Genomic DNA, 24,307 nt, shown 5'->3' with positions numbered 1-24,307 from the left:
TTGAGCCGAGTTACCGAGAGTTGCCAAAGCAAATACTAAAATAAACGGCTTGGCTAAATACTATCTGGGCTACGTAAGTTTTTCACAGCGATACGATCCGCTTGCTTACGGTCACGCTCAGGCGTCATTTGCGGCTGATAGATACCCTGATCATTGACATGAATACCTAATGGGCGACGTTCTTTAGTAATGGATTCTTGCAATAACATTAGGCCTTGAATCAACGCTTCTGGACGCGGCGGACAGCCTGGTATATAGACATCGACTGGAATAATTTTATCCACGCCTTGTACGACTGAATAAATATCGTACATGCCACCCGAGTTGGCACAAGCGCCCATAGAGATGACCCATTTTGGCTCAAGCATTTGCTCATAAAGACGCTGAATAACCGGTGCCATTTTGACAAAGCAAGTACCAGCGACGATCATCACGTCCGCCTGACGGGGCGATGCACGAATAACTTCGGCACCAAAGCGTGACAAATCATGAACCGCTGTTAGTGTGGTGGCATATTCGACATAACAGCAAGATGTACCAAAGTTAAATGGCCATAATGAATGCTTACGCCCCCAGTTTGCTGTCGAGTGGACAAGATCTTCTAGACGACCCATAAAGACGTTTTTATTGACTTCATCTTCCATCGGATCATTGACGGTTTGGCGTGTCTGAGCAGGATAAACATCTGCATCAGGGTTGGCTTTTGTTAATGTGTATTTCATAACATACAACCTTTATTTTAAGCGAAGGTGACCATTATCTTGTCAACACTATCGCCATAACTTTTATTATTAATAAGTGGTCATTAATATAAATTTATTATAAACCTGTTTGTGTCACCGTACTCTGCTTTCCGCTTCTAACAGGCTATACAAAGTTTAAGCAAAACTGGCAAAACCATTAGAGCTAATTAACGTTTAACCTTATCTGGTTGCGCAGACGTCGCAAAGTCCACAGAAGTAACATTACCCGTGGTATTAATATTATGATCAAGATTTTTTAAATGGCGGCGATTGGTCTCAATATTGTTTGAGACGTTAATCTGTCCTGAAGACTGTGCAGGTATCTTGCCCGTAGGGTCGATCATTAGCTCATCAACACCATCAAACTGGGTGATGTCTGCCAAATTGAAACCTGCAGGGGCGGCATATAAACGCGGTTTTTTGAGACGTTTATCAGATGGTGCCCAGTTCATCGCACCTAAGCTCAGCTCGTATACCAAGCCAATGATTAAGATCGTGATAAATATCGCTGCTGCTGCAAAACCAAGCCAACCTGCCTCACGTACTGAAACGGCATAAGCATATAAATACAGCGCTTCAAGGTCAAAAATAACAAAGAAGATTGCCACCAAATAGAATTTGGCAGACAAACGAATACGGGCGTTGCCAGCTCCGACAACACCCGCTTCAAATACTTCTTCTTTTTGTGAGCCGTGAGAGCGACCGCCGAGCAGGCGCGGAACGACCAGCATAAAAATAACTAGCGCAATGGCGGCTAAAATAAAAGCAATTGCTGACCAATTAAAAGCAGACATGATAATACGTGCTCCTCACCCAATCGAGTGTTAAGCGCAGCGCAAGTACTGACCCACTTAAGGCCGTCTAGCGACAGGCATAACACAGACGAAAACACAAAGTGACTGTCATTGAGTCACTGTATTTAAGTAACTATTTTAGGGTCTGTGCTGGTAATAACCAATTATCAAGCTTATTGACGACGATGTCAGACGTGACCAACTGTAGAGCGTCCGCTATATACGCGGATAAAAGGCTGGTCGCCCAACGTATCTTGTAACAACGTAAGATCAACTTATTAAATCAATATCATATTTGATAGTTTACTTAATTGATTTAATAGCTCATTACACGTGGTCAACAATGACGTGACAACTGGCATAAATTATTTACGTACTATACGCATATCGGCAATTAAAAGCTAGTTTTTAACTGTATTGAACGGTCACTTTATCTGCAAAAAAAATATGTTTTTTGTACCATAAACTATGATACAGACGTTACCTTATATTAAGCCCATATCTATATTTCTAAAAAGGCCCTGGTATATATAGTGTAAGTCTCGCAATCTAAACGCTTTTTTACTGAGCACTCATCCACTAACTCCTCACCCAAAGATAGGGGTTTTGCTTTATAATAACCCACCGAATTCCATGGTTATATCAGTGGCTGTATCGACAGCTGTTTTAACGACGGCTTTCATGATTAATTGTCACAAAATATTAATTACCATGAGCTCAATTAGCTGATTATTTGAATAATCCTATCGACGCCATGTTTCAATTTCTATATGACGCCATATTGCCATGTTGCGCTATCAATTTGCTTAATACGGTATTTATTTAACTTAGCAGCTTTTTATATCGGCGCTAGCCTATTTTTGCTTTCTTTTTTGCTTTTGTCTTACAGGTCACCTTATGAGTCAACTTAATCCCAAACAACAAGAAGCGATGCTCTACGTATCAGGTCCATTGCTCGTGCTAGCAGGTGCCGGTTCCGGTAAGACGTCAGTGATTACGCGTAAAATTGCTTATCTTATTGAAGAATGTAACATGCCAGCTGAACGTATCACGGCGGTGACTTTTACCAATAAAGCGGCGCGTGAAATGAAAGCTCGGGTCAGTAAATTACTGCCTAGTGAAAAGACGCGCGGGCTGACGGTGTCAACCTTTCACCAATTTGGGCTACAGTTTTTACGTTATGAGCTGATTCATACGCCGCTCAAGGGCAACTTCTCCATCATGGACAGCGACGATAGTAAACGTCTGCTGATGGAGCTGATGATGCGCGATAACTTAAGTGGCGCTGAAAGTCGTGAGCTGGTCGGTAAAGCAATAAAAATGATTTCTGATTGGAAAAATGATCTGATTGAGCCTGATAAGGCGATGGAAACCTTAGACGATCCGGAAGATATGATTTTTGCGACGCTTTATGCGCTATATGAGCGTAACTTACGTGCTTATAATGCGGTCGATTTTGATGACTTGATTGTATTGCCGACTAAAATATTGCGTGAAAATAGAGAACTGCGTGATAAGTGGCAAAACCGCATTCGTTACCTGCTTGTCGATGAATATCAAGATACCAATACCGCCCAGTATGAGATGATTAAATATTTGGTCGGCCCACAAGGACGCTTTACCGTGGTTGGTGATGATGACCAGTCTATCTATGCATGGCGCGGTGCAAAGCCTGAAAACATGGCACTGCTCAAAGAGGATTTCCCAAAATTAAAAATAGTTATGCTTGAGCAAAACTACCGCTCGACCAGTCGTATTTTGACCTCTGCCAACGCGGTTATTACCAATAACGAGCATTTATTTGAAAAGAAACTGTGGTCAGATAAAGGTCAAGGCGAAAAAATTCGCATTATCAATTGTCGCAATGACGATGATGAGTCCGAGCGCGTCGCCAAAGAAATCGTCACTCACAAACTGCGCTTTGGTAATGAGTGGGATCAGTATGCTGTCCTGTATCGCAGTAACTTTCAGGCGCGCATGCTAGAGGCGCAGCTGCGTCAATTACAAGTTCCTTACAAACTATCCGGTGGTCAGTCCTTTTTTGCCCGTAGTGAAATCAAAGATATCATGGGCTATCTACGGATGATATTGAATCCTGAAGATGACAGTGCTTTTTTGCGCATTATTAATACGCCTAAACGTGGTATGGGACCAGCTACGCTTGAAAAACTTGGTTTATTTTCGCAAGAGCATAGCATCTCATTATTGGCATCGTGTACTCATGCCGGTCTTAGTCATGTCTTGCCATCGAAAGCTTATAGCACTTTAAAAGAGTTTGGTGATTTTATTGAGCATTATACACGTGAGCTTGACCAACACCCTGACCCTGTGCCAATCGTACGTCAGATGATTGATGAGACCGGTTATATCGACTTTGTGCGCAGTGACTCTAAGACACCGCAACAAGAAAAAAACCGTATCGATAATATCGATATGCTTTATACCAGTATTCAATCACTGATTAATCGCGCTGAAGAAGACGAAGATCGGACGATCGATACTATTATTCGTAAGCTGGTGTTGCTGGATATGCTTGAGCAGCAGCAAGAAGAAGAAAATACCAATAAAGTCAATCTGATGACCTTGCATGCCGCAAAAGGCTTGGAATTTGATTTCGTTTACATTATGGGCTTAGAAGAAGAAATGCTACCGCATCGCAACTCCATCTTAAGCGAGACGGTCGAAGAAGAACGGCGCTTAATGTATGTAGGCATTACTCGCGCCCGTCGTGAGCTGACCTTGACGCTAGCCACTCAGCGCCGTGCAGGTGGTCAGATGCGCGTCACTTCTGAATCAAGATTTTTAGATGAGCTACCAGAAGAGCATATCGACTGGCCAGCCAAGGCTAAGAAGAAAAAAGCCACCAAAGACCCAGAAGCCGTTGCCGATGAATATTTAGCCAATATTCGAGCGTTATTGGGTAATCGCTAACACTTAGATAAACCCTTAACTGAATAATCCATAAACTGAACGGTAACCCATATTTCAGCTGCTACCCTTATAGATATTTTAAAAAACTTGGAACCTTTATGCCCACCCCAACGCCGAATCAAGAACGACCATCGACACGACAGGGAGACTATAATCCGGCTGAATATAGCGCCGAATATAAGCTGCTGTATTTGCAAGAGCTGGTTGCTGATAAAGCGTATGTGGCCATTACTGAGTTTTTAACCAAGCAGTCAGAGTATGAGATTGCCAACTTACTAGAATCATTTCCTACTCAAAACCGCCTATTGATTTGGGCCCAAGTCCCTGAAAACATCAAAGGCGAGGTCCTCGCTGAGCTAGAGTTTGATACACGCCAGCCACTGCTAGAGAACATCTCCTCAAAAGAGATATCGCTTTTCACCCAAGATCTTGATGCCCAAGACGTCTCAGAGATTTTAGATACGGTAACTGAGAGCGTACGTACGTCGGTCATGGCGACCTTGGATGAGAACATACGTGTTCAGGTTAATAAGCTCGATACTTATGCCGATTGGGAAGTCGGTAGCTATATGGATCCTGAGCTTATTCAGGTTCGAGAAGATATGACGTTGGCTGAGGTGCAAAACTGGCTACGAGAAGATATTGAGCTGCTCGATGATGAAAGCCAGGAACTACTGGTCGTTGATAAAAGCCAGCAACTGCTTGGCTTATTAAGTCTGGCTGATTTGATTAAGCATAACCAAAACACGCTAGTTGCAGATTTGATTCATACTGCCATCACCATTAATGATCGTCTAGATATTCAAGATGCCGCTGCTATTTTCCGCTCAGAAGACATTCGTTTTGCACCCGTTATTAATAGCCATGGCGAGCTGGTCGGTCAGTTAAATGGTGAGGATATCATGGAAATTATCCAAGATGATGTCGATAGCACTATGAAAAATCTTGCTGGTGTCAGCCAAGACGAAGAGCTGTTTGCGCCTATCTTGACCAGTGCCAAAAGCCGTAGTATTTGGCTGGGCATTAACTTATGTACGGCTCTATTGGCCGCTGCGGTGATTGGACAGTTTGAGGCGGTATTGGCAAAAGTAGTAGCACTAGCGATACTGATGCCAGTGGTCGCCAGTATGGGAGGTATTGCAGGCTCGCAAACATTGACTGTGGTCATTCGCGGTATGGCTATGGGTCAAATTGGTGGCTCTAACCGTCTATGGTTATTAAATAAAGAGCTGTGGGTTGGGGCGATAAACGGTATTATATGGGCGATAATTATGGCGTTTATTGCTCAATTGTGGTTTCATGACATTAAAATTAGTACCGTCATCGGTCTGGCTATTGCGATTAATATGACCGCCGCCAATGTCTCGGGGATTAGTATTCCGCTGATGCTAAAACGCATGAATATTGATCCTGCGTTATCTGCCTCAGTGATCCTGACTACCGTGACAGATATTGTCGGCTTTATGTCGTTTTTGGGCTTAGCAAGTTTGCTAATACTATAATCGAATACATAGCTTCAAAAAATCATCAATTTTATCTCTTAGATTAAAACATTAAATTTATAAAACCATTAAATCGTTAAGTGAGTGCGTTATGCAAGCTGTGCAAGTTAAAGTATTAAACCCTAAAATCACCGAAGATAAAGCGTTCTCGCTACCAACACGTGCCACCGATGGCAGTGCTGGTATTGATCTACGTGCTTGTATTGATGAGCCTTTGACCATTAAAGCAGGTGCAACGCATTTAATTGGCACCGGTCTTGCCGTTTATATCCAAGACCCTAATTTTGCCGGAATGATTTTGCCGCGCTCAGGTCTCGGCCATAAACACGGTATCGTCTTGGGTAACTTGGTTGGACTGATTGATGCCGATTATCAAGGTGAGCTGATGGTTAGTATTTGGAATCGCAGCAATGAAGACTTTGTCCTTAATCCAGCTGAGCGTATGGCACAATATGTCGTTGTACCAGTTGCCCGCCCTGAGTTTGAAGTGGTGACAGAATTTAGTGATACTAGCGCACGCGGTGCCGGTGGTTTTGGGCACTCAGGTCGTCAATAATAGTAACCGTTAAATCACTGTAAATTGTCTAAACACTCATAGCCAGCTATGCGTTTTTCATCAACTACAACACCATTAATCACGATAATAAGGAGAGTAAGCGATGCCGTCTTTTGCTACGCAGCAATCCTTATTTCGTGCTTATGATATTCGTGGTTCGCACCAGCATTTCACCACTGACTTTATTCAAGCACTAGGGCACGCTTTTGCTCATCTTTATCATGCCTCACACCGCCATCCAATACAGTGCAATTTAAAAAACAACGCTCTCATGCCAAACATGATTCAAAACACGGATAGTGAACAAATCATCGTCGTGATTGGTTATGATGTGCGCTGCGGTAGTGACACTATTGCTCAAAAGCTTGCCACTATATTGACTCAGTGCGGCATACAAGTTATCCAGCTGGGTTTAATCACCACCCCTATGATGGTTTTTTGGGCAGAGCAACATCAGGGTCACGGCATTGTTGTGACGGCCAGCCACTCCGCTAAAGACATTTTAGGTATTAAGTGGTTAGTAAACCATCAGTCTCCTAGCAGCACAGAGATACAAGGACTTTATCAGCAGCTACTTTACCAGAAACTGAATGGTAGCCATTTAAACCACAGCGCTCCTCAACAAAGTAACATTCAAAAAAGTAACATCCAAAAAAGCTGCCTTCAAAAAGATAACAAAGCTCAAAACAAGCCGTTAAGTGCAAGTGATGCCCTTATCAATAATCATCAGATGCACTTATCAGCTGAACAAGTCGCAACGACTTATATAGATGCTATTGTGCAAGTGTTTAAGCAGCTTTATCCATATAATAACCAAGCGTCTATTACTCATACTACAGATAGCCGACAGACCTTTTCCAAACTTGATTTGGTAGTTGTTATAGACTGTATGCATGGTGCAACCAGCAATATCGCCCAGCACTTATTTGAGCGTTTTTGCCAACATGTCATCATGCTCAACGATATACCAGACGGACATTTCCCAACGGGCAATCCTGATCCTACTGAACCACATCGGCTCAAACAGCTGCAACAAAGCGTTGTTACGCATCAAGCAGATATAGGGATCGCTTTTGATGGCGATGGCGATAGGCTGATGATTGTCGATAATAACGGCAAGGTTGTCACGCCTGACCATTTACTCTACTTATTAGCACAAGTAGCGCTGACTGAACGCCCTGAATTTTTAACTGATTCGCAATTACCGTCTCAAATTCTCTTTGATATTAAATGCTGCCATCATTTGCCCAAGCTCATTACTGAACTTGGCGCAACAGCCGTGATGAGCAAAACGGGTAGCAGCCTGATACGTAGACGTTTACAACAATCTAATAATCAAATTATATTCGCTGGTGAGTTATCAGGTCATTTTATTTTTAATGATGGCTATTTCATCCTTTATGATGACGCCATGTACGCAGCATTACGGCTATTACATTGGCTGGGACATACAGCCAATAGCGATAAAATTTCTCCAAACTTAGCTATTATCATTCATGGCTTACCGGTAATAGTGAGTACTGCTGACCATTATTTACCGCTTCCAGAGACAGCTTTGACAGACTGCTCAATCGTAGAGCGGCTCATCCGGCTATGTCTGTACTTACAACAACTTATAAAAGCAACATCGCTTACTTCTACTCATACTGAGCACCAACCAATCATCGACTGTGCTGTCTCAGAGTGTACATGCTCTGCTAAAAAACCCTATATAACCTTGCAACAAGCACAATATTTATTGCCTGTCGGAACCAAACTGAGTTGTATCGATGGCGTACGTTTAGATTTTGCACACGGTTTTGGGGTGCTACGTCAATCAAATACCAGTCACAATTTAACCGCTCGCTTTGCTGGCGACAGCATAGAGGATCTAAAAGATATTCAGGCAAAATTCGCCGCTTTATGTCATCCATTTGATGAAGATTTAGCAGCGCAAATTATGGCTATTCCTCCTGAATAGCTAGTTGCCAAAACTACTTTTTATCACAAGCGTATAGTCAGTTTAATATAAAAAAGATACAGCGTGACTGGGATGATTTTTTACAGCCTCTGTCGGCGTAGGCACAGTAAGCAAGAAAAACTTATCCCAGTCGTGCGTTATAAAACAACGTATCTATTTTATTTGGTATCGAATATAGCCTTTTTATCCATACATTTTTTATTGAAACAACCGACCGCTTAACACCGTATTTTAGGAGTTCATAATGACCTTAAATTTAGATGAAGCCAAAATTACCGCTGAAGTCTTGACCACAGCCCTACCCTACATTCAACGCTTTGTCGATAAAATCATCGTGGTCAAATACGGCGGCAATGCGATGACCGATCCTGCGCTTGAAAGCTCTTTTGCTCGCGATATCGTCTTGCTAAAAACGGTTGGCATGCATCCTGTCGTCGTACACGGCGGTGGTCCACAAGTGGATAATTTATTAAAGGAGCTTGGACGTCAGTCAGATCGTATCGACGGCATGCGCGTCACTGATAAAAGCACGATGGATATCGTTGAAATGGTGTTGGGCGGTAGCGTCAATAAATCGATTGTCAGCTTAATCAATAAGCATGGTGGCAGCGCCATTGGTTTGACTGGTAAAGATGCCAATTTAATCCTAGCTAAAAAGTTGATGATGGAAAAAATTGGTGAAGATGGTATTGCTGTACCGGTAGATTTAGGCTTTGTCGGTGATGTGGTCAGCGTCAATAAAGATGTCATTAATATGCTCATTGCCTCCAACTTTATTCCTGTTATTGCCCCACTTGGCGTCGATAGCGAAGGCAATACTTATAATATCAATGCGGATTTGGTCGCTGGTAAAGTAGCGGAATTTTTACAAGCTGAAAAATTGATGCTATTGACCAATATCAAAGGGGTCTTAGGCCGTGATGGTCAAGTAGTGACTGGTTTGACGCCTAAGAGTGTGGATGGCCTAATTGCAGATGGTACGATCTCAGGCGGCATGATTCCAAAGATTCAATGTGCACTTGATGCGGTTCGTAGCGGCGTAAAAAGCGCGGTTATCGTTGATGGTCGCGTTCCTCATGCGACGCTGTTAGAGATTTTCACCAACGAAGGTGTTGGTACATTAATCAGTCGCGACTTAGATTCGTCAATGAGCTAGTAGCTTATAGTTATCATTAGCATAAAAAAGCCCGAACTTGGCATTTAACATCCAAGCTCGGACTTTTTTAGTTTTTCAAACCTACTTAACATAAAACTATTTAATAAGCGCAGAACTCAACAGAGCTATGGCTACTGTTACCATAAACTTTCATATGATGATTACCTTTGCGCTGGGTAATATAAGACGTTTCATTCTCATAACGATCACCGCTTAAGCGCCCACTAGGTCCTGATACATAAGCGACATTAATTTGATCGTCGCCGACGTTACGAATGACTAAATTCTGATCGGGCATGAGCCATAAACGAAATACTTTACCATTTTTAATATTGCCGGTAAAACTACCGCAGTAGCTGTCTTTAGCAAAGGTTATTTTTGTTGACGTATCAGCCGCTTGTACGCTTGTAACCATCAAAGGTGCTACAGCAAGTGTTGCCATTAACAATAACTTTTTCATAGTCTTATCCTCGTCCTTGAACATTATGAATCAGCAAACTTAATCCTAATAACAGTAGCATAAGTTATAAGAAATAAAAGTGATAGTCTGTTAGTGAAAGCCTTTTATTTATTAAAAACCGCCTCAAACTCAGCTTCATCATAACCGCATAGCAGCACTGACTGACCTTCAACTATTGGACGCTTAATCATGCTGGTATTTTCTACCAACAAATCAATCGCTTTATCCACGCTGGCATCAGCTGCTTGTTTTTGATCATCTTCTAGCTTACGCCACGTTGTCCCGCGTTTGTTCAGCACTTTATCAATACCTAAACGATCAACCCAGCGCTGAACACTTTCTTTATCAATACCTTGCTTTTTATAATCATGAAAATCATAGCTGACGCCCAGTTCGTCAAGCTTAGTAAAGGCTTTTTTCATGGTGCTACAAGATTTAATACCGTAAATAGTAATGGTCATATGAATTCCAAGTCAATTATCATTATTCTTTATTATACCTAAATAACCCTTAAGACTGGCGAGAAGCAAAATTAAATGATGGTTTGAATTACTTTTAAAGCAGCAAAGCTATCGAGTAAAGGCGGCATCATATCGTCGCAATTTTCGCCAAATTACGCTATGCTATGGCATTATAAAACTTCACCCCATTTATCTGTAATAACCGATTCCGAGCCAACTATGAGCAACGCCGTGACAGTAGAAACTGCTAATACTAACCCTACTAATAATACTTCTATCGATAATGCCCAATATCAGCCACAACTTATCGAAGCGCAGCAGCAAGCCAAATGGGCAACAGACAAGCGTTTTGAAGTCAGCAATGAGCCAAGCGATAAGCCTAGTCGTTATATGCTGTCGATGTTCCCGTACCCAAGCGGCAAGCTACATATGGGCCACGTTCGTAACTATACTATCTCTGATGTACTGAGCCGTTATTATCGCCTCAAAGGCTATGAAGTCATGCAGCCAATGGGCTGGGATGGTTTTGGCTTGCCAGCAGAAAATGCGGCTATTGCCAATCAAACACCGCCTGCCAAATGGACGTTTGAAAATATTGATAGCATGCGCGCGCAGCTAAAATTGCTTGGTTTGTCTATCGACTGGTCACGTGAATTTGCCACTTGTAGCCCTGAGTATTATCAGTGGGAACAATGGTTATTTTTGCAGTTGTATAAAAAAGGCTTGGTTTATAAAAAGCTTGCGACCGTCAACTGGGATCCAGTCGATAATACCGTTTTAGCCAATGAGCAAGTTATCGACGGTAAAGGCTGGCGTAGTGGTGCTGCCGTCGAAAAACGTGATATTCCAATGTATTACTTTAACATCACCGATTATGCCGATGAGCTATTGGATGATTTAGATCAACTAGAAGGTCACTGGCCATCTGAAGTCATCACCATGCAGCGCAACTGGATTGGTCGTAGTGCTGGTATGGAAGTGCATTTCCCTTATGAGCTTGCAGGCGAAAGCAATACTTTAGATGTGTTTACCACTCGTCCTGATACTTTAATGGGCGTCACTTATGTGGCGGTTGCTGCCGAGCATCCTTTAGCGCAATATGCTTCTGAACAGGATGAAGCGATTGCTCAATTCTGCGCGCTGTGCAAAAAAGGTTCGGTCGCTGAAGCAGATTTGGCTAAAGCTGAAAAAATTGGTATGGATACCGGTCTTACCGTTACTCATCCATTGACTGGCGAAGAAGTGCCAGTTTGGGTTGCCAACTATGTATTGATGAGCTACGGCTCTGGCGCAGTCATGGCGGTTCCTGCTCATGATGAGCGCGATTATGAGTTTGCCACTAAGTACAACTTACCTATTAAGCAAGTGATTGATATTCCTGCTGGCTATTTTGATGAGGTAGATGCTGACGCCGCTTCTAAGGGTACTGATAGCAACCACGCTTATACCGAGCGCAATACTTTGGTCAATTCAGGCGAATTTGATGGGCTAGATTTTGAGCAAGCATTTGCAGCGATGCTAGTTAAGCTTGAGCCACAACAGCTTGCTAAGAAAAAAATCCAATATCGTCTACGTGATTGGGGCGTCTCACGCCAGCGCTATTGGGGCTGCCCGATCCCAATGGTCAACTGTGAGCACTGCGGCACTGTACCGGTTGATGAGCAAGATTTACCTGTTATTCTACCGACTGACGTCGTTCCTGACGGTCGTGGTAATCCGCTTAAAAACATCCCAGAGTTTGTGAACACTACTTGTCCTAAATGCGGCAATCCTGCTGAGCGCGAAACCGATACCTTTGATACCTTTGTAGAGTCAAGCTGGTACTATGCGCGCTTTGCCAGTCCGCATGATACGACCAATATGGTCAATAAATCTGCTGCAAATAAATGGCTGCCTGTCGATCAATATATCGGCGGTGTTGAGCATGCGGTCATGCATCTACTTTATGCGCGCTTCTTCCATAAGCTCATGCGTGATGAAAACTTAGTATCAGGCGATGAACCTTTTAAGAATTTAATGACTCAAGGTATGGTACTTGCCGGTACATTCTACCGCGTCAATAGCGATGGCAGCACCACTTATTACTTTACCGAAGATGTCGATATTGATTATGACGAGCGCGGTCAACCGATTAAAGCCATTTTAAAATCAGACGGACAGCCAGTAACGATTGGTAAAATCGAAAAAATGTCTAAGTCAAAAAATAACGGTGTTGATCCACAAATAACCATTGATAAATATGGTGCTGATACGGTTCGTCTATATACTTTGTTTACGGCGCCTGCTGACCAAACCCTTGAATGGTCGGATGACGCGTTAAAAGGCCCTTATAATTTTGTTAAAAAAGTTTGGCGTGTTGCGACTGAGCATATCCAAGCGTTAGCTGCGGCTAACTTAAGCCTTGATACGCTGAATAATAGTACGCTAAATAATGACTCCTTGAATACTGACGGTTTAAGCAAAGAAGCAAAAGCATTACGTCGTAAAACTCATGAGACCATCGGCAAGATTGACAGTGATTTAGGTAAGCGTTTGGCACTGAATACGCCCGTATCCAGTCTAATGGAGCTTGCCAACGAGCTAAGTAACTTTAAAGCCAGTAGCGAGCAAGATCTGCAAGTACAGCATGAAGCACTGATTGATTTATTGATTATGCTATCGGTGTATGCGCCGCACATTGGTGAGCACTTACTTGAGCAATTAGGTCTTGATACCGTGACGCTAAACTACCCAACGGTCGATGAAAGCGCTCTGATACAAGACATGGTTACCATGGTGATTCAGGTCAACGGTAAAATGCGCGGTAAGATGGATGTAGCGCCAAATAGTGACCCTGAACAGATAAAAGCACAGGCACGCGCGCTTGAAGGGGTGGCAAAGTTTCTTACTGGTGAGATTAAAAAAGAAATCGTCGTACCCAATAAACTGGTTAATATTGTGGTTGCAGGCTAGACCTATTGGAACGTCATGCTTTAGGTCTTATTATTAAAATAAGGATAGCGACTATGTCGTATAAACACCCAGCTATGCAGTCACATCAAACACAATTAAAGGGACAAAACCACATGCCCAATAAGTCGAGTAGACAAAAACTAGCGACGGCACTACTCGCGGCTTTGCCAATGTTTGCGGTACTTGGTGCGACGGCAGGACTCAGTGGTTGCGGCTTTCAGCTGCGTGGTTATGGCGAGTCAATGCTGTTTGATGTTGCCAAAACAGCGGTGATTGTCGAAGACAATCGCACCTCATTCCCGCTTAAATTACCGCTCACAAGGCGCCTAGAAGCACTAGGTGTCGATGTGATTACTAACATGACCTTGGCTGACGTTGCCAATAATAACCAACGAGCAGGCGCTGAAACCATCGCTGCTATTACCGTTAACAATATACGTTTTAAACGTTATGAATTGGTCGGTGTATTAACAGAAATCCGCTTGGTATTGTCAGCCGATGTCAGCTATCAAAGTATTGAAAATGGCAAGCCTATAACGCTTACTAATCCCATTCAAGTTGAACGCAGCTATCAATATAACGAAGCGTCGGTGAGTACTGATGACCAGCAAGGTGATCAAATTCGTGACTGGCTCTATGACAGCTTAGCACGTCGCATTACCGATCAGTATGTTGCTATTGCGCTGCCTAAGGTGACACCTGCCAGCGCCAATACCTCTGCTCAAATCGGCAAAGGCTCAGCATCTAATGCCATTATCGTACCAAAACCTTAATTTTTAGCTGATTAGTGTTTTCAAAATTACACTTTTTAAAACCACATCCATAACCCTGTGTTCTCATATATCTATGCAAGATACCTTTATAAAAGCCTATCCAAAACTACTACAACCCTCAGTTGCAGTAGCGGGCTTGTGGTTGGCACATGGTGATGAGCCGTTACTGAGTCAATGGCTGATTGACGCCTTGCGACCGCATTGGCGCGCACAAAACTATGCCATTAAACGTATAGAGCTGGTGTCGGTTAAGAGCTGGCAAGAGGTACTATCAGAGCTTGGTAGCCAGTCTTTATTCGATGATGCCAGCGCATTGATTGTGACGGGCAATCATAAGCCTGATAAAGCGGTCATTACAGAGTTAGAACGCTTTGCTCAGGACGCACAAACCGGTGCGCATAGTCATAGCCTATTATGGTTAACGCCCAAACAAGACAAACGCGCCCAAAGCAGTAAATGGTTTGCGCCATTTTCTCAATATGGTCATGTCATTGACTGCAATTTATATAATGAACAACAGCGCCAGCAGCTATTACAGATACAAGCCCAGCAGTTTGGCTTAAAGCTGTCTCAAGACGCTTGGCAGCTCCTCATGTCACATACTGAACATCATTTGCTAAGCGCCTATCAAACCTTATGGCGGTTATCCTACTTGTTTGCCCCGCAGCTAATGGCAAATAGTACTAATCAAGAAAGCAGCAATGCTGTGACAAATACAGCAAACGTCGCATTGGATATCAAAGATTTACAAGCCGCATTGGTCAGCGATGCCCAATTTAGCGTGTTCGATTTATCTGATGCGATGCTTGCAGGTAACAGCGCACAAGTGGCAAAAATTATTTTTCAGCTCAAAGCCACTGATGAACCAACAACGTTAGTTTTATGGTCAATTAGTAAAGACATGCGGCAAATTATGCAATTGATGGATGGGCAAGATCCGCAAGCATTAGGCATTTGGCGTAGCAAACAAGGCTTATATCAGCAAGCTTGCCGCCGTCAATCAAAAGCGCAAACGGTCTCTTGGCCTGCCCTACTTTATCGCTGTGACCAAGCAATCAAAGGTCTCGTGCGTCAACCAGCATGGGAGTTGTTACTACAAGCAGCGTTAGAGCTATCAGGCAAGCGTTTATTCCCTACTAAATAAGCAAAGTTGTTGCTCCTTACTTGCTTACTTGCTTATTTATCAATCAATCATAAATCATATTTTGAATGATATTATTGTTTAACCTGCTTCTTTTACTCATTAATCCTATTCACAAATCCAAACCTCTTCTTTAAAATCCGCCTCAATATCTCTTCTTAACCTTTCGCAAACTAATTACCATTCCTTTTTGTCCATCGAACCTCTACTATAGCTACACTTGATTTAATTGTGATTGGATTGTTGTCATGCGCAAAATGAGCAAAAAGTCTGCTATTAAATGGGGCATTATTGCCCTAGTTATCGTCGCCTTAGCGGCTTTAGCCTATAAAACCTTAAAACCAAAAGAAGCTACATCCAACTATCTAACCGCGACAGCTGAGATTGGTGATATCGAAAATAACGTCATGGCCTCTGGAAAAGTCAAAGCACTAAATACCGTAGATGTTGGCGCGCAGGTATCTGGCGAGGTGACGCGGCTATTCGTTGAAGTCGGCGACGAAGTAAAAAAAGGTGATTTAATTGCGCAGATTGATCAAGTTACCCAAAAGAACAGTCTAAGTAATGAGCAAGCGAGCCTTGAACAAAGTGAAGCCGCGCTGCAAAGTGCGCAAGCAGAATCTTTAAGTCGTCAAGCAGGTTTAAAAAGCGCATATGCGGATCTTAATAGCCGTCAGTCTGAATTAAGACAAGCACAATCAGACTTTACCCGTCTGCAATCATTGGTCGCCATTGATGCTATCTCTCAACAAGAATACGATACGCAAGGCACTCGTGTTGAAACAGCTAAAGCAGCCGTTGCTAATGCACGCGCCGCCCTTGAAACTGCCAAAGCGGCGATTGCAACCACCGAGGCGAATATTAATAGCCAACAGGCAGCATTACGTAAATCTCAAACCAACGTCAGCACCGCTCAAGAAGATTTGAGCTACACTACTATTCGTGCGCCAATGTCAGGGACAATCGTATCGGTAACGACTGAGCAAGGTACGACGGTGAACGCCAATCAAACGGCCCCTACCATTGTGACATTAGCCGATTTATCAACCGTACGAATCAATGCGCAAATCTCTGAAGCCGACGTCATTAACGTCAAAGCAGGGCTGCCAGTCTATTTCAATATCATCGGTAATCCCGACCAAAAATATGATGCGATTCTTAAAGCCATTGAACCAGCTCCTGAAAAAATTAGCGATACCAGTTCTACCGATGCTGCTATCTACTACGTCGGTTATATCGAAGTGCCGAATACCGAACGTCGCTTCCGTATTGATATGACAGCGCAAGTTTATATCGTTATTAATCAAGCAAAAGACGCTTTACTTATCCCTTCTGCTGCCTTACAACCTGCCGCTAACTCTAAAAAAGCTAGAAACGCTAAAACAGAGTCTACCACTGCGACTAAGCCTGACAGTGATTCGGGTACAACCATGGCCAATGTCCGCGTGCTCAAAGCCGATGGCGAAGTCGTTGAACAAACGGTAAAAGTAGGTATCAATAACCGTGTCAATGCTGAGATATTGAGTGGTCTCAAGGTAGGCGATGAAGTTATATTAAGCGAAGAAGGACCTGAGAAAGGTACAAAAGGTGGTAGAGGTCGCAGACCGTTTTAGCGTTAAACCCTAATCATAATTAGGGCTGTGATGAGGATCAGGCGCAACACCTCGAGCGTTTACTAGCGGACGATGAACGTTGATATTGATTGATATAGGCAGCATGGCAGATGAGTAACCAAGACTCCACCTCTAACACCGCGACGGCTATACCCTTGATGCAAGTCAAAGGACTGATTAAAGAGTTCAAAGCAGGCGAGCAAACTATTCGCGTGCTAGATGATATCAACCTAACCATTCATCAAGGTGAAATGGTTGCTATTATCGGGCAATCTGGCTCAGGCAAATCAACCTTGATGAATATCTTAGGTTGCTTAGATCAAGCGACTGCAGGCGACTATCAAGTATTTGGTCAATCGGTTAGTCGCTTGGAAGCCGACGAGCTGGCAAAACTACGCCGTGAGCATTTTGGCTTTATTTTTCAGCGCTATCATCTGCTGGGTGATATCAGCGCTCGTGACAACGTGTCTGTGCCTGCAGTTTACGCAGGGATGGACGGGCAAGCGCGCAATGAGCGCGCTGAAAAACTGCTGTCAGACTTAGGGTTGGCTGACAAGGTTAATAATCGCCCAAGCCAGCTATCGGGTGGCCAGCAACAGCGTGTCTCTATTGCAAGGGCATTGATGAATGGCGGCGATATCATCTTAGCGGATGAGCCGACAGGTGCGCTTGATAGTAAATCAGGTGAAGATGTCGTACAAATCTTAAAAGAGTTAAACGCCCAAGGTCATACCATTATCATGGTGACTCATGATCCCCATCTAGCCGAACAAGCTGAACGCGTGATTGAAATCAAAGACGGCTACATTATAGCGGACTATAAAAACGAAGATTATCAGCAAATAGCCGCCCAACCGGCGCCTATTTTAGACAAACGTCGCAAGAGTGCCTTTAGCAGCTTTATTGACCGCCTATTTGAAGCGTTCAAAATGTCGCTACTCGCCATGCGCGCGCATAAGATGCGTACGTTATTGACCATGTTAGGTATTATCATTGGTATCGCCTCAGTGGTCTCAGTGGTCGGCCTTGGCAAAGGCTCACAAGCGCAGATTCTGTCTAATATTAGCTCATTGGGTACTAACACCATCACTGTCACTGACGGCTACCCCTATGGCGACCCTAGACGTCAATATAACGATGACAATCTAACCCCGCAAGACGCACAAGCCGTCGCTGATCAGCCCTATGTCATTAGCGTCAGCCCGCAAATCAATACCAACACCAATGTGCGCTACCGTAATATACAAGAAGCGGCAAGCGTTAGAGGTGTGGGTAAAGACTATCTCGACGTGACCGGCGAGACACTAAGCCAAGGACAAGGCTTCGATGAGCAAAGCGTCCTACGCCGTAGCCAAGACATTATCATTGATGACAATGCCAAGCAGACCTTTTTTCCTGACAACGCCAATCCCATCGGTGAAGTCTTGCTCATAGGCAGCGTGCCGGGGCGCATCATCGCGGTATTAGAACCCAATAACAGTGGCTTTAGTAGTGGGCAGGACTCTCCCACCTTATATATGCCTTATACCACCATGATGTCACGTCTTATAGGCAGCGCCTATATCGAAAGCTTTGTGGCGCTAATTGATAACAATATTTCATCTTCTGCCGCTGAATCTGCCATCTCGGAACTCATGCAAAGCCGCCATGGTACTGATGATTTCCGTATACGTAACTCCGACTCTATTCGTCAGACCATTGAATCTACCACCACTGCGCTAACCTTACTGATTTCATCCATTGCCATTATCTCTTTAGTCGTAGGCGGTATTGGCGTTATGAATATCATGCTGGTATCAGTGACCGAACGCACCAATGAGATTGGCGTACGTATGGCAGTCGGTGCTCGTCAAAGCGATATCATGCAACAGTTCCTTATCGAAGCCGTTTTAGTCTGTATTTTAGGGGGTTTACTGGGTATTGGGATGGCATTTGCCATCGGTGAGCTGATTAACAGTGTGGGCGGAGATAGCTTTAAAGTCATCTACTCACCAACCTCTATTATTGCCGCTTTTGTCTGCTCGACGCTTATCGGTGTTGTGTTCGGCTTTTTACCGGCCCGTAATGCGGCCAAGCTTGACCCTGTAGAAGCCCTATCTAGAGATTAGAAATATTATGAGCACATGAGTACCAGATTATGAGCATAAGGTTCTGAGAACTAGATTCAAAACACCAATTTCAAAATCAAAAATTAATCACGACAATAAATAGCTCAAAACCAAGTAGCTCAAAACCTAAATAATAGCTAAATTTAAAAAATTACCACTTATTACGTAAGATTTTCACTTTTTTGATAATTCGGGGTTGTAATTGTCTTAATTATATATATAATGTGCTCTCACGTTTAGAGATACAAATAATCTAAACGGGAAAACAAGTTTGTTGCCTCTTTTGATATTGATACTTCGATAGATAAAGAAATCAAGCTTACAGAAAATTCAATTTAAAGGATTTTCTCTTGCAGAGTTTAAAGAAGCCATGCTTTTTTATATGCTCTTCAGGGCCGATAGCTCAGTTGGTAGAGCAGTTGACTTTTAATCAATTGGTCCCGCGTTCGAGTCGCGGTCGGCCCACCATCTTTAGTATTATTCTTATCATGCACTTTACCCTATCAGGTATTGGCGTCATAAGTTAAAAGTTTAAGAAGTTTTCTTTTAGAAAATTTCACAGAATTTACGAAATTGTAAATTCTCTTGCAGAGTTAAAAAAGCAGTGCTTTTTATACACTCTTCAGGGCCGATAGCTCAGTTGGTAGAGCAGTTGACTTTTAATCAATTGGTCCCGCGTTCGAGTCGCGGTCGGCCCACCATATTCGGAAAAGCCCAGTCATTTAATGATTGGGCTTTTTTTTATTCGTTTTTCTCTAAATTATTTATATATAGCTGATCGGCTTTTAAAAGGTTACAGCGCTATTGGTATTAATTGTTCGCCGCCTCTGTCTTACAAAGTGCGCAGAAGCGAGAGAAATTCATACTATGAATAGTCTAGCGTTTGCGTTTACTAAGAGGAAAGCTTTTATCTTGACGCCAAAGCAATTTATGCTTAATGGTATCTTTAATCGTCCGGCGATGTTTAGGTGCTTGAGCAATTAGCATATCAAAAGTCACCGCATCAATATCCAACTCGCAACCGTGTGCCATCAAGACATTGCTTGGCTGCAAATCTTTTATCTTTTGTAGCGACTGAATATAAACTTTAGGATCATAAATAGGAAATGGTGCCACAAATTTATGGCGCAGTTTAATAATTAAATCAGCGGTATAAACTTGACGGCTTGGCGTATGAAACAGCGACAAATCACGATCTGTATGCCCTGGTGTCTCAAATACCTGCCAATCATCAAACTTAGGAATGCTGTCACCATCGACGACCGTCAGGTCAGGCTGCAAGTGCGCTGAGTACCAGAGATATTTAGGTGAACGACCTTGCCGCCTCGCTACATAATGAGCAAGACCGATATCCACCAGATGCATGACGTGACCACCTACTCCGCTATACCATTGCTTGTCCTTATCCGCAGAAACAATTAAGCAGCCGGTTTCTTCTCTAAGTTTATGCGCACCGCCTGCATGGTCGGGATGCATATGGGTTACCATGACTACTTTTAAGTCGCTTATTGGTCGCTTCAGAGTGTGTTTAATATAGTCCAGCACCATCGCTACATCTGGGCGACAACAGCCATCAAGTAGCAGGATTTTATCTGGATATACTGCAAGATAGCTACTTTGAATATACCCATCTAACCGTACGATATTACATAAACTCATTTATCTTCCTTGACCTACTTTAATCATTATTGTGGTGCTTTTTTATGCGTTATCATTCAATCAATGATGATTAAAGATAACGCTTCATTGTAACGCGCGTTACTTTAAAAAAAATGACTTTGAGTGAACGCTTGTGACTATAGTTCATTCGATCCCTATCGCCTTTATGATAAGCCTACAGACCTATTCTTATCAAAAATCCACTCTTATCAAAACTTATGCTTATAAAAAAAAGAACCCAGTACGTATACTGAGTTCTTTGTTTAACCATTCATTTAAGCTTTACCGTTTTCATAGGCTAAGTAATGCGTAAACCTAACTTTATTAAAACAGCTAAGCTAAAAATAAATTAGGCTAAGTCACGAACCTTTGGCTCACGTTCCCATAGACGCGTTTTAGCGTTATCAATAAAAGCATCCAAATCAGATAATGGCGTGACGAACTCATCTTTTTCAATCGGTAACTTACTTAAGATAAACTCATCGGTTGCACCGCAATAGGCAATCGCTTTGCAATGCACATAAGCGTCAGTGAACCAATCTAGCGTTGAGCTGTCTTTAGCCAGCTTTTTAGCTTGGTCTGGCATAATGATACTCACAACGGCATCGAACATCACTGATGGTGCACCAGCGACGCGCTCAGCAGATTGAATACGAGTGCCGTCATCAAGTGTGACCTCACGGCCTGGTGCGACAATCTTCACGCTTGCGCCTTCCGCTTGCGCCGCATTCTCATATTTTTCTATTTCACTATGCTTTGAGCCTTCCGCCACTAAAATCCCAATCATGCGACCCTTTAAGCTCTTAGGTGACAGACCAATCGTTCTTACGGCAGGAGAAACTTCCATATCTTGGACAGGTGCGGCCGCATCAGCAGCCTCAGGCAATTCCATACCAAGCGCTTTAGCAACACGACTGGCCAAGTCTTCATCAATATTGCGCAGATGACTAAGTGTACGAGTACGTACATGTGCAGTATCTACTTTACCAAGCTCAAACGCATAGGCTGAAGCGATGTGTGCTTGCTCAATCGTTGTTTGGCTACGATAGAACATACGCGGTTGACTATAATGGTCAGCGAAGCTTTCAGCGCGTACGCGACCTTTGACCCCATCGTCTAATTGCTCATGGAACGATTCAAAGCCTCTTTTGGCGCTCTCACGTGGTCTCGTTAGATCCAAACTTTGTGGTTCATACAATGCACGAGTTTTTGGCACTTGCATCTGCATATGACCATCTTGCTGATTGTTAGCAAACGGACATTTCGGTGCGTTGATTGGAATTTGCGCAAAGTTTGGTGAACCTAAGCGAGATAGCTGCGTATCTAAGTAGCTAAACAAGCGACCTTGTAATAAGGGATCGTTACTAAAATCGATACCGGGCGGTACATGCGATGGACAAAAAGCAACTTGTTCCGTTTCAGCAAAGAAGTTATCAGGATAACGGTTAAGTACCATTTTACCGACGATTTTAACCGGCACCATTTCTTCTGGAATCATCTTAGTGGCGTCTAAATGGTCAAACGGAAATTTGCTTGCTTCTTGTTCAGTAAATAACTGCACGCCAAATTCCCATTCAGGGAAATCACCGTTGTTAATTGATTCGAACAAATCACGACGATGATAATCAGGATCAGCACCAGAGATTTTTACCGCTTCATCCCATGTCGTCGACTGCACACCGAGCACTGGTTTCCAGTGGAAACGCATAAAGGTACTCTTACCTTCTTTATTAATCAGACGATAACTATGAATACCAAAACCTTCAATCATACGTAAGCTACGCGGTATCCCACGATCACTCATCAGCCAGATGACGTTATGCATAGTTTCAGGGCTTAATGAAACGAAATCCCAAAAGGTATCATGGGCAGAAGCGGCTTGCGGAAAACCGCGATCAGGCTCAGGTTTGACAGCATGGACAAGATCGGGAAACTTCATTGCATCTTGGATAAAGAAAATGGGCATATCATTACCCACCAAATCCCAATTGCCCTCTTCGGTATAGACTTTAACGGAAAAACCACGGACATCACGTGGCGTATCTTTTGAGCCTTGACTACCAGCGACGGTAGAAAAACGCGTAAATAGCGGAGTTTGTTTACCAGTTTCAGTCAGAATCTTGGCTATCGTATAGTCTTCTAAAGATTCTGTTAGCTCAAAATAACCGTGCGCGGCGCTACCACGTGCATGAACGATACGCTCTGGAATACGCTCATGGTCAAAGTGATGGATTTTTTCACGTAACACAAAATCTTCAAGTAGCGTCGGTCCGCGCGGACCTGCTTTGAGTGAGTTTTGATTGTCAGAAATGGCTACACCCTGCTGAGTAGTCAGCACTTTGCTGTCGTCACCGGCACGTTGATGGGTTTCACCACCATTGCCACGTGTGGTGTTCATATCTTTGGCAGGGTCAGTATGATCAATATTCTTATTCATAAAATATCCTAGCGAATGAGTGAAAATGGGCTATAGATAGACCATTAAATAAGCGCTGAAACAGTTTTTATATCCTTAGAGATGATAATGACTTCAAATGTCGTTTAATTTTCTGTGTTTCAGCACGGCTAATGATTAGAAAATGAGAAAACTATAACAAGCTCATCAATTATATTACTCAAAAACCCAAGCAGGTATGTCACATATATGGTTAAGCGTGTTGATATTTGGTTAAGCGTTAAGTTTACGAGATAAGGTATAAAGCAGTCTTAAGCCATGAAACTATAGTCAGTTCAATATAAAAGAGGTACGTTAAAAATAGCATTATGCTGGGATAAATTTTTCTCGCTTGCTGTGCGCTTCGCACTCCAGAGGCTTCGAAAAATTTATCCCAGCAGCACTGTATTCTTTTTAAATTGAATCGACTATATTAACAATAGACGGTTGTAATGTAGTTATTCTTTAAGGTATGATTTTATGAGGCTTTATACATTACTGAGAAATAGCATGGGCAATGTTTTTAGCTGAGTGTTTATGTTCCTTACTTTAAATCATGAGGCTCGCTATGCTACCTACTTCTATTTACGCTCCTAAAAATTTGTATCACTCTTTATTGCTTGGAACTTCATTAGGTTTGATGGCATTAATGTTCAGCCAAACGGCAGCGGCTATTACGACTAAAAATGTCACTTATATGGTAGATAATCAACCCTATGAGGGCTATTACGCCAAAGCCGACAAGGCGAATGCACCATTTATCTTACTGATTCATGATTGGGATGGGCTAACCGATTATGAGCGTAAGCGTGCTGATATGTTGGCAAGTGAAGGGTATAACGTGTTGGCGGCTGATATGTTTGGGCAAGGCATCCGCCCGACGACTATTGAAGACAATAAACGCTTAACTGCAGCATTATATGACGATCGCAGCAAAATGCGCCGCTTGCTACAAGGCGCATTGAACGCCGGTCAAGCGCAAGGCAATGATGCACGCACAGGCGTGACGATGGGCTATTGTTTTGGCGGTACGGTTGCTTTAGAGCTAGCGCGCTCCGGATTCC

17 protein-coding genes and 2 tRNA genes are annotated in these 24,307 nt (G+C 43.1%); 13 read left to right on the top strand and 6 right to left on the bottom strand.

The features are described 5' to 3' along the window. Positions 1–53 precede the first annotated feature (53 nt). Positions 54–722 carry an NADH-quinone oxidoreductase subunit B family protein gene (locus CAN34_RS11975; protein ID WP_079691067.1) on the bottom strand — a complete coding sequence of 223 codons (669 nt, stop codon included), beginning with the start codon at positions 720–722 and terminating at the stop codon, positions 54–56. A gap of 188 nt (positions 723–910) precedes the next feature. After that, positions 911–1,537 (bottom strand): NADH-quinone oxidoreductase subunit A, encoded by a 627-nt coding sequence (gene ndhC, locus CAN34_RS11970; RefSeq protein WP_079691066.1) that lies wholly within the window; start codon positions 1,535–1,537, stop codon positions 911–913. A gap of 897 nt (positions 1,538–2,434) precedes the next feature. Here ndhC and CAN34_RS11965 point away from each other — a divergent pair. The 5 genes from CAN34_RS11965 (at position 2,435) to argB (ending at position 9,642) form a co-directional block, all read left to right on the top strand. After that, positions 2,435–4,468, top strand: coding sequence for a UvrD-helicase domain-containing protein (locus CAN34_RS11965; protein WP_089555835.1), 2,034 nt, complete (start codon positions 2,435–2,437; stop codon positions 4,466–4,468). A 98-nt stretch (positions 4,469–4,566) separates the two neighbouring features. Further along, the gene (mgtE, locus tag CAN34_RS11960; RefSeq protein WP_089555834.1) at positions 4,567–5,970 is read left to right on the top strand and encodes a magnesium transporter; all 1,404 of its coding nucleotides are present in this window, start codon (positions 4,567–4,569) and stop codon (positions 5,968–5,970) included. A 91-nt stretch (positions 5,971–6,061) separates the two neighbouring features. After that, positions 6,062–6,526: a dUTP diphosphatase gene (gene dut / locus CAN34_RS11955; RefSeq protein WP_079691063.1), complete on the top strand. Its 465-nt coding sequence runs from the start codon at positions 6,062–6,064 to the stop codon at positions 6,524–6,526. A 103-nt stretch (positions 6,527–6,629) separates the two neighbouring features. Beyond that, entirely contained in the window at positions 6,630–8,486 is a 1,857-nt protein-coding gene (locus CAN34_RS11950; protein ID WP_089555833.1) for a phosphomannomutase, read from the top strand. A gap of 244 nt (positions 8,487–8,730) precedes the next feature. Next, positions 8,731–9,642 (top strand): acetylglutamate kinase, encoded by a 912-nt coding sequence (gene argB, locus CAN34_RS11945; RefSeq protein WP_089555832.1) that lies wholly within the window; start codon positions 8,731–8,733, stop codon positions 9,640–9,642. 100 nt (positions 9,643–9,742) lie between these two features. Here argB and CAN34_RS11940 read toward each other — a convergent pair whose 3' ends face one another. Both CAN34_RS11940 and CAN34_RS11935 read right to left on the bottom strand, forming a co-directional pair. After that, positions 9,743–10,102 carry a hypothetical protein gene (locus CAN34_RS11940; protein WP_089555831.1) on the bottom strand — a complete coding sequence of 120 codons (360 nt, stop codon included), beginning with the start codon at positions 10,100–10,102 and terminating at the stop codon, positions 9,743–9,745. 104 nt (positions 10,103–10,206) lie between these two features. Next, on the bottom strand, positions 10,207–10,563 hold the full coding sequence (locus tag CAN34_RS11935; RefSeq protein WP_089555830.1) for an arsenate reductase: 357 nt from the start codon (positions 10,561–10,563) through the stop codon (positions 10,207–10,209). A 159-nt stretch (positions 10,564–10,722) separates the two neighbouring features. On the opposite strand from CAN34_RS11935, the gene leuS reads away from it, so the two are divergent. The 7 genes from leuS to CAN34_RS11900 all read left to right on the top strand — a co-directional run bounded on the left by leuS (position 10,723) and on the right by CAN34_RS11900 (position 19,851). Next, positions 10,723–13,515, top strand: coding sequence for a leucine--tRNA ligase (gene leuS / locus CAN34_RS11930; RefSeq protein WP_089555829.1), 2,793 nt, complete (start codon positions 10,723–10,725; stop codon positions 13,513–13,515). 113 nt (positions 13,516–13,628) lie between these two features. After that, a complete protein-coding gene (locus CAN34_RS11925) occupies positions 13,629–14,288 on the top strand; it encodes a hypothetical protein (protein ID WP_089555836.1) in 660 nt (219 codons plus the stop codon). Between the two features lie 73 nt (positions 14,289–14,361). Continuing rightward, positions 14,362–15,432: a DNA polymerase III subunit delta gene (holA, locus tag CAN34_RS11920; protein ID WP_089555828.1), complete on the top strand. Its 1,071-nt coding sequence runs from the start codon at positions 14,362–14,364 to the stop codon at positions 15,430–15,432. 245 nt (positions 15,433–15,677) lie between these two features. Next, positions 15,678–17,042, top strand: a complete 1,365-nt coding sequence (locus CAN34_RS11915; RefSeq protein ID WP_089555827.1) for an efflux RND transporter periplasmic adaptor subunit — start codon at positions 15,678–15,680, stop codon at positions 17,040–17,042. 110 nt (positions 17,043–17,152) lie between these two features. Beyond that, positions 17,153–19,150, top strand: coding sequence for a MacB family efflux pump subunit (locus tag CAN34_RS11910; protein ID WP_089555826.1), 1,998 nt, complete (start codon positions 17,153–17,155; stop codon positions 19,148–19,150). A gap of 392 nt (positions 19,151–19,542) precedes the next feature. After that, a tRNA-Lys gene (locus CAN34_RS11905) sits at positions 19,543–19,618 on the top strand. A 157-nt stretch (positions 19,619–19,775) separates the two neighbouring features. Continuing rightward, a tRNA-Lys gene (locus tag CAN34_RS11900) sits at positions 19,776–19,851 on the top strand. Positions 19,852–20,026: 175 nt separating this feature from the next. Here CAN34_RS11900 and CAN34_RS11895 read toward each other — a convergent pair. After that, on the bottom strand, positions 20,027–20,809 hold the full coding sequence (locus CAN34_RS11895) for an MBL fold metallo-hydrolase (RefSeq protein ID WP_089555825.1): 783 nt from the start codon (positions 20,807–20,809) through the stop codon (positions 20,027–20,029). Between the two features lie 349 nt (positions 20,810–21,158). Further along, on the bottom strand, positions 21,159–23,246 hold the full coding sequence (locus CAN34_RS11890; RefSeq protein WP_089555824.1) for a catalase: 2,088 nt from the start codon (positions 23,244–23,246) through the stop codon (positions 21,159–21,161). Positions 23,247–23,811: 565 nt separating this feature from the next. Here CAN34_RS11890 and CAN34_RS11885 point away from each other — a divergent pair. Then, the coding region (locus tag CAN34_RS11885) for a dienelactone hydrolase family protein (protein ID WP_174668369.1) at positions 23,812–24,307 on the top strand (496 nt) is incomplete at its 3' end.

It is taken from the genome of Psychrobacter sp. DAB_AL32B, from assembly GCF_002224105.1.
Classification (GTDB): Bacteria; Pseudomonadota; Gammaproteobacteria; order Pseudomonadales; family Moraxellaceae; genus Psychrobacter.
Note: the sequence above shows the minus strand (reverse complement) of the source record. Positions and strands in the feature narration are given on the sequence as shown.

Excerpts from the sequence above, each read along its gene's own strand:
- leuS (WP_089555829.1), top strand. The coding sequence starts at position 10,723 with ATGCTATGGCATTATAAAACTTCACCCCATTTATCTGTAATAACCGAT.
- holA (WP_089555828.1), top strand. The coding sequence starts at position 14,362 with ATGCAAGATACCTTTATAAAAGCCTATCCAAAACTACTACAACCCTCA.
- dut (WP_079691063.1), top strand. The coding sequence starts at position 6,062 with ATGCAAGCTGTGCAAGTTAAAGTATTAAACCCTAAAATCACCGAAGAT.
- ndhC (WP_079691066.1), bottom strand. The coding sequence starts at position 1,537 with ATGTCTGCTTTTAATTGGTCAGCAATTGCTTTTATTTTAGCCGCCATT.
- argB (WP_089555832.1), top strand. The coding sequence starts at position 8,731 with ATGACCTTAAATTTAGATGAAGCCAAAATTACCGCTGAAGTCTTGACC.
- CAN34_RS11975 (WP_079691067.1), bottom strand. The coding sequence starts at position 722 with ATGAAATACACATTAACAAAAGCCAACCCTGATGCAGATGTTTATCCT.
- CAN34_RS11925 (WP_089555836.1), top strand. The coding sequence starts at position 13,629 with ATGCCCAATAAGTCGAGTAGACAAAAACTAGCGACGGCACTACTCGCG.
- CAN34_RS11895 (WP_089555825.1), bottom strand. The coding sequence starts at position 20,809 with ATGAGTTTATGTAATATCGTACGGTTAGATGGGTATATTCAAAGTAGC.
- CAN34_RS11890 (WP_089555824.1), bottom strand. The coding sequence starts at position 23,246 with ATGAATAAGAATATTGATCATACTGACCCTGCCAAAGATATGAACACC.
- mgtE (WP_089555834.1), top strand. The coding sequence starts at position 4,567 with ATGCCCACCCCAACGCCGAATCAAGAACGACCATCGACACGACAGGGA.
- CAN34_RS11965 (WP_089555835.1), top strand. The coding sequence starts at position 2,435 with ATGAGTCAACTTAATCCCAAACAACAAGAAGCGATGCTCTACGTATCA.
- CAN34_RS11910 (WP_089555826.1), top strand. The coding sequence starts at position 17,153 with ATGAGTAACCAAGACTCCACCTCTAACACCGCGACGGCTATACCCTTG.
- CAN34_RS11915 (WP_089555827.1), top strand. The coding sequence starts at position 15,678 with ATGCGCAAAATGAGCAAAAAGTCTGCTATTAAATGGGGCATTATTGCC.
- CAN34_RS11940 (WP_089555831.1), bottom strand. The coding sequence starts at position 10,102 with ATGAAAAAGTTATTGTTAATGGCAACACTTGCTGTAGCACCTTTGATG.
- CAN34_RS11935 (WP_089555830.1), bottom strand. The coding sequence starts at position 10,563 with ATGACCATTACTATTTACGGTATTAAATCTTGTAGCACCATGAAAAAA.
- CAN34_RS11950 (WP_089555833.1), top strand. The coding sequence starts at position 6,630 with ATGCCGTCTTTTGCTACGCAGCAATCCTTATTTCGTGCTTATGATATT.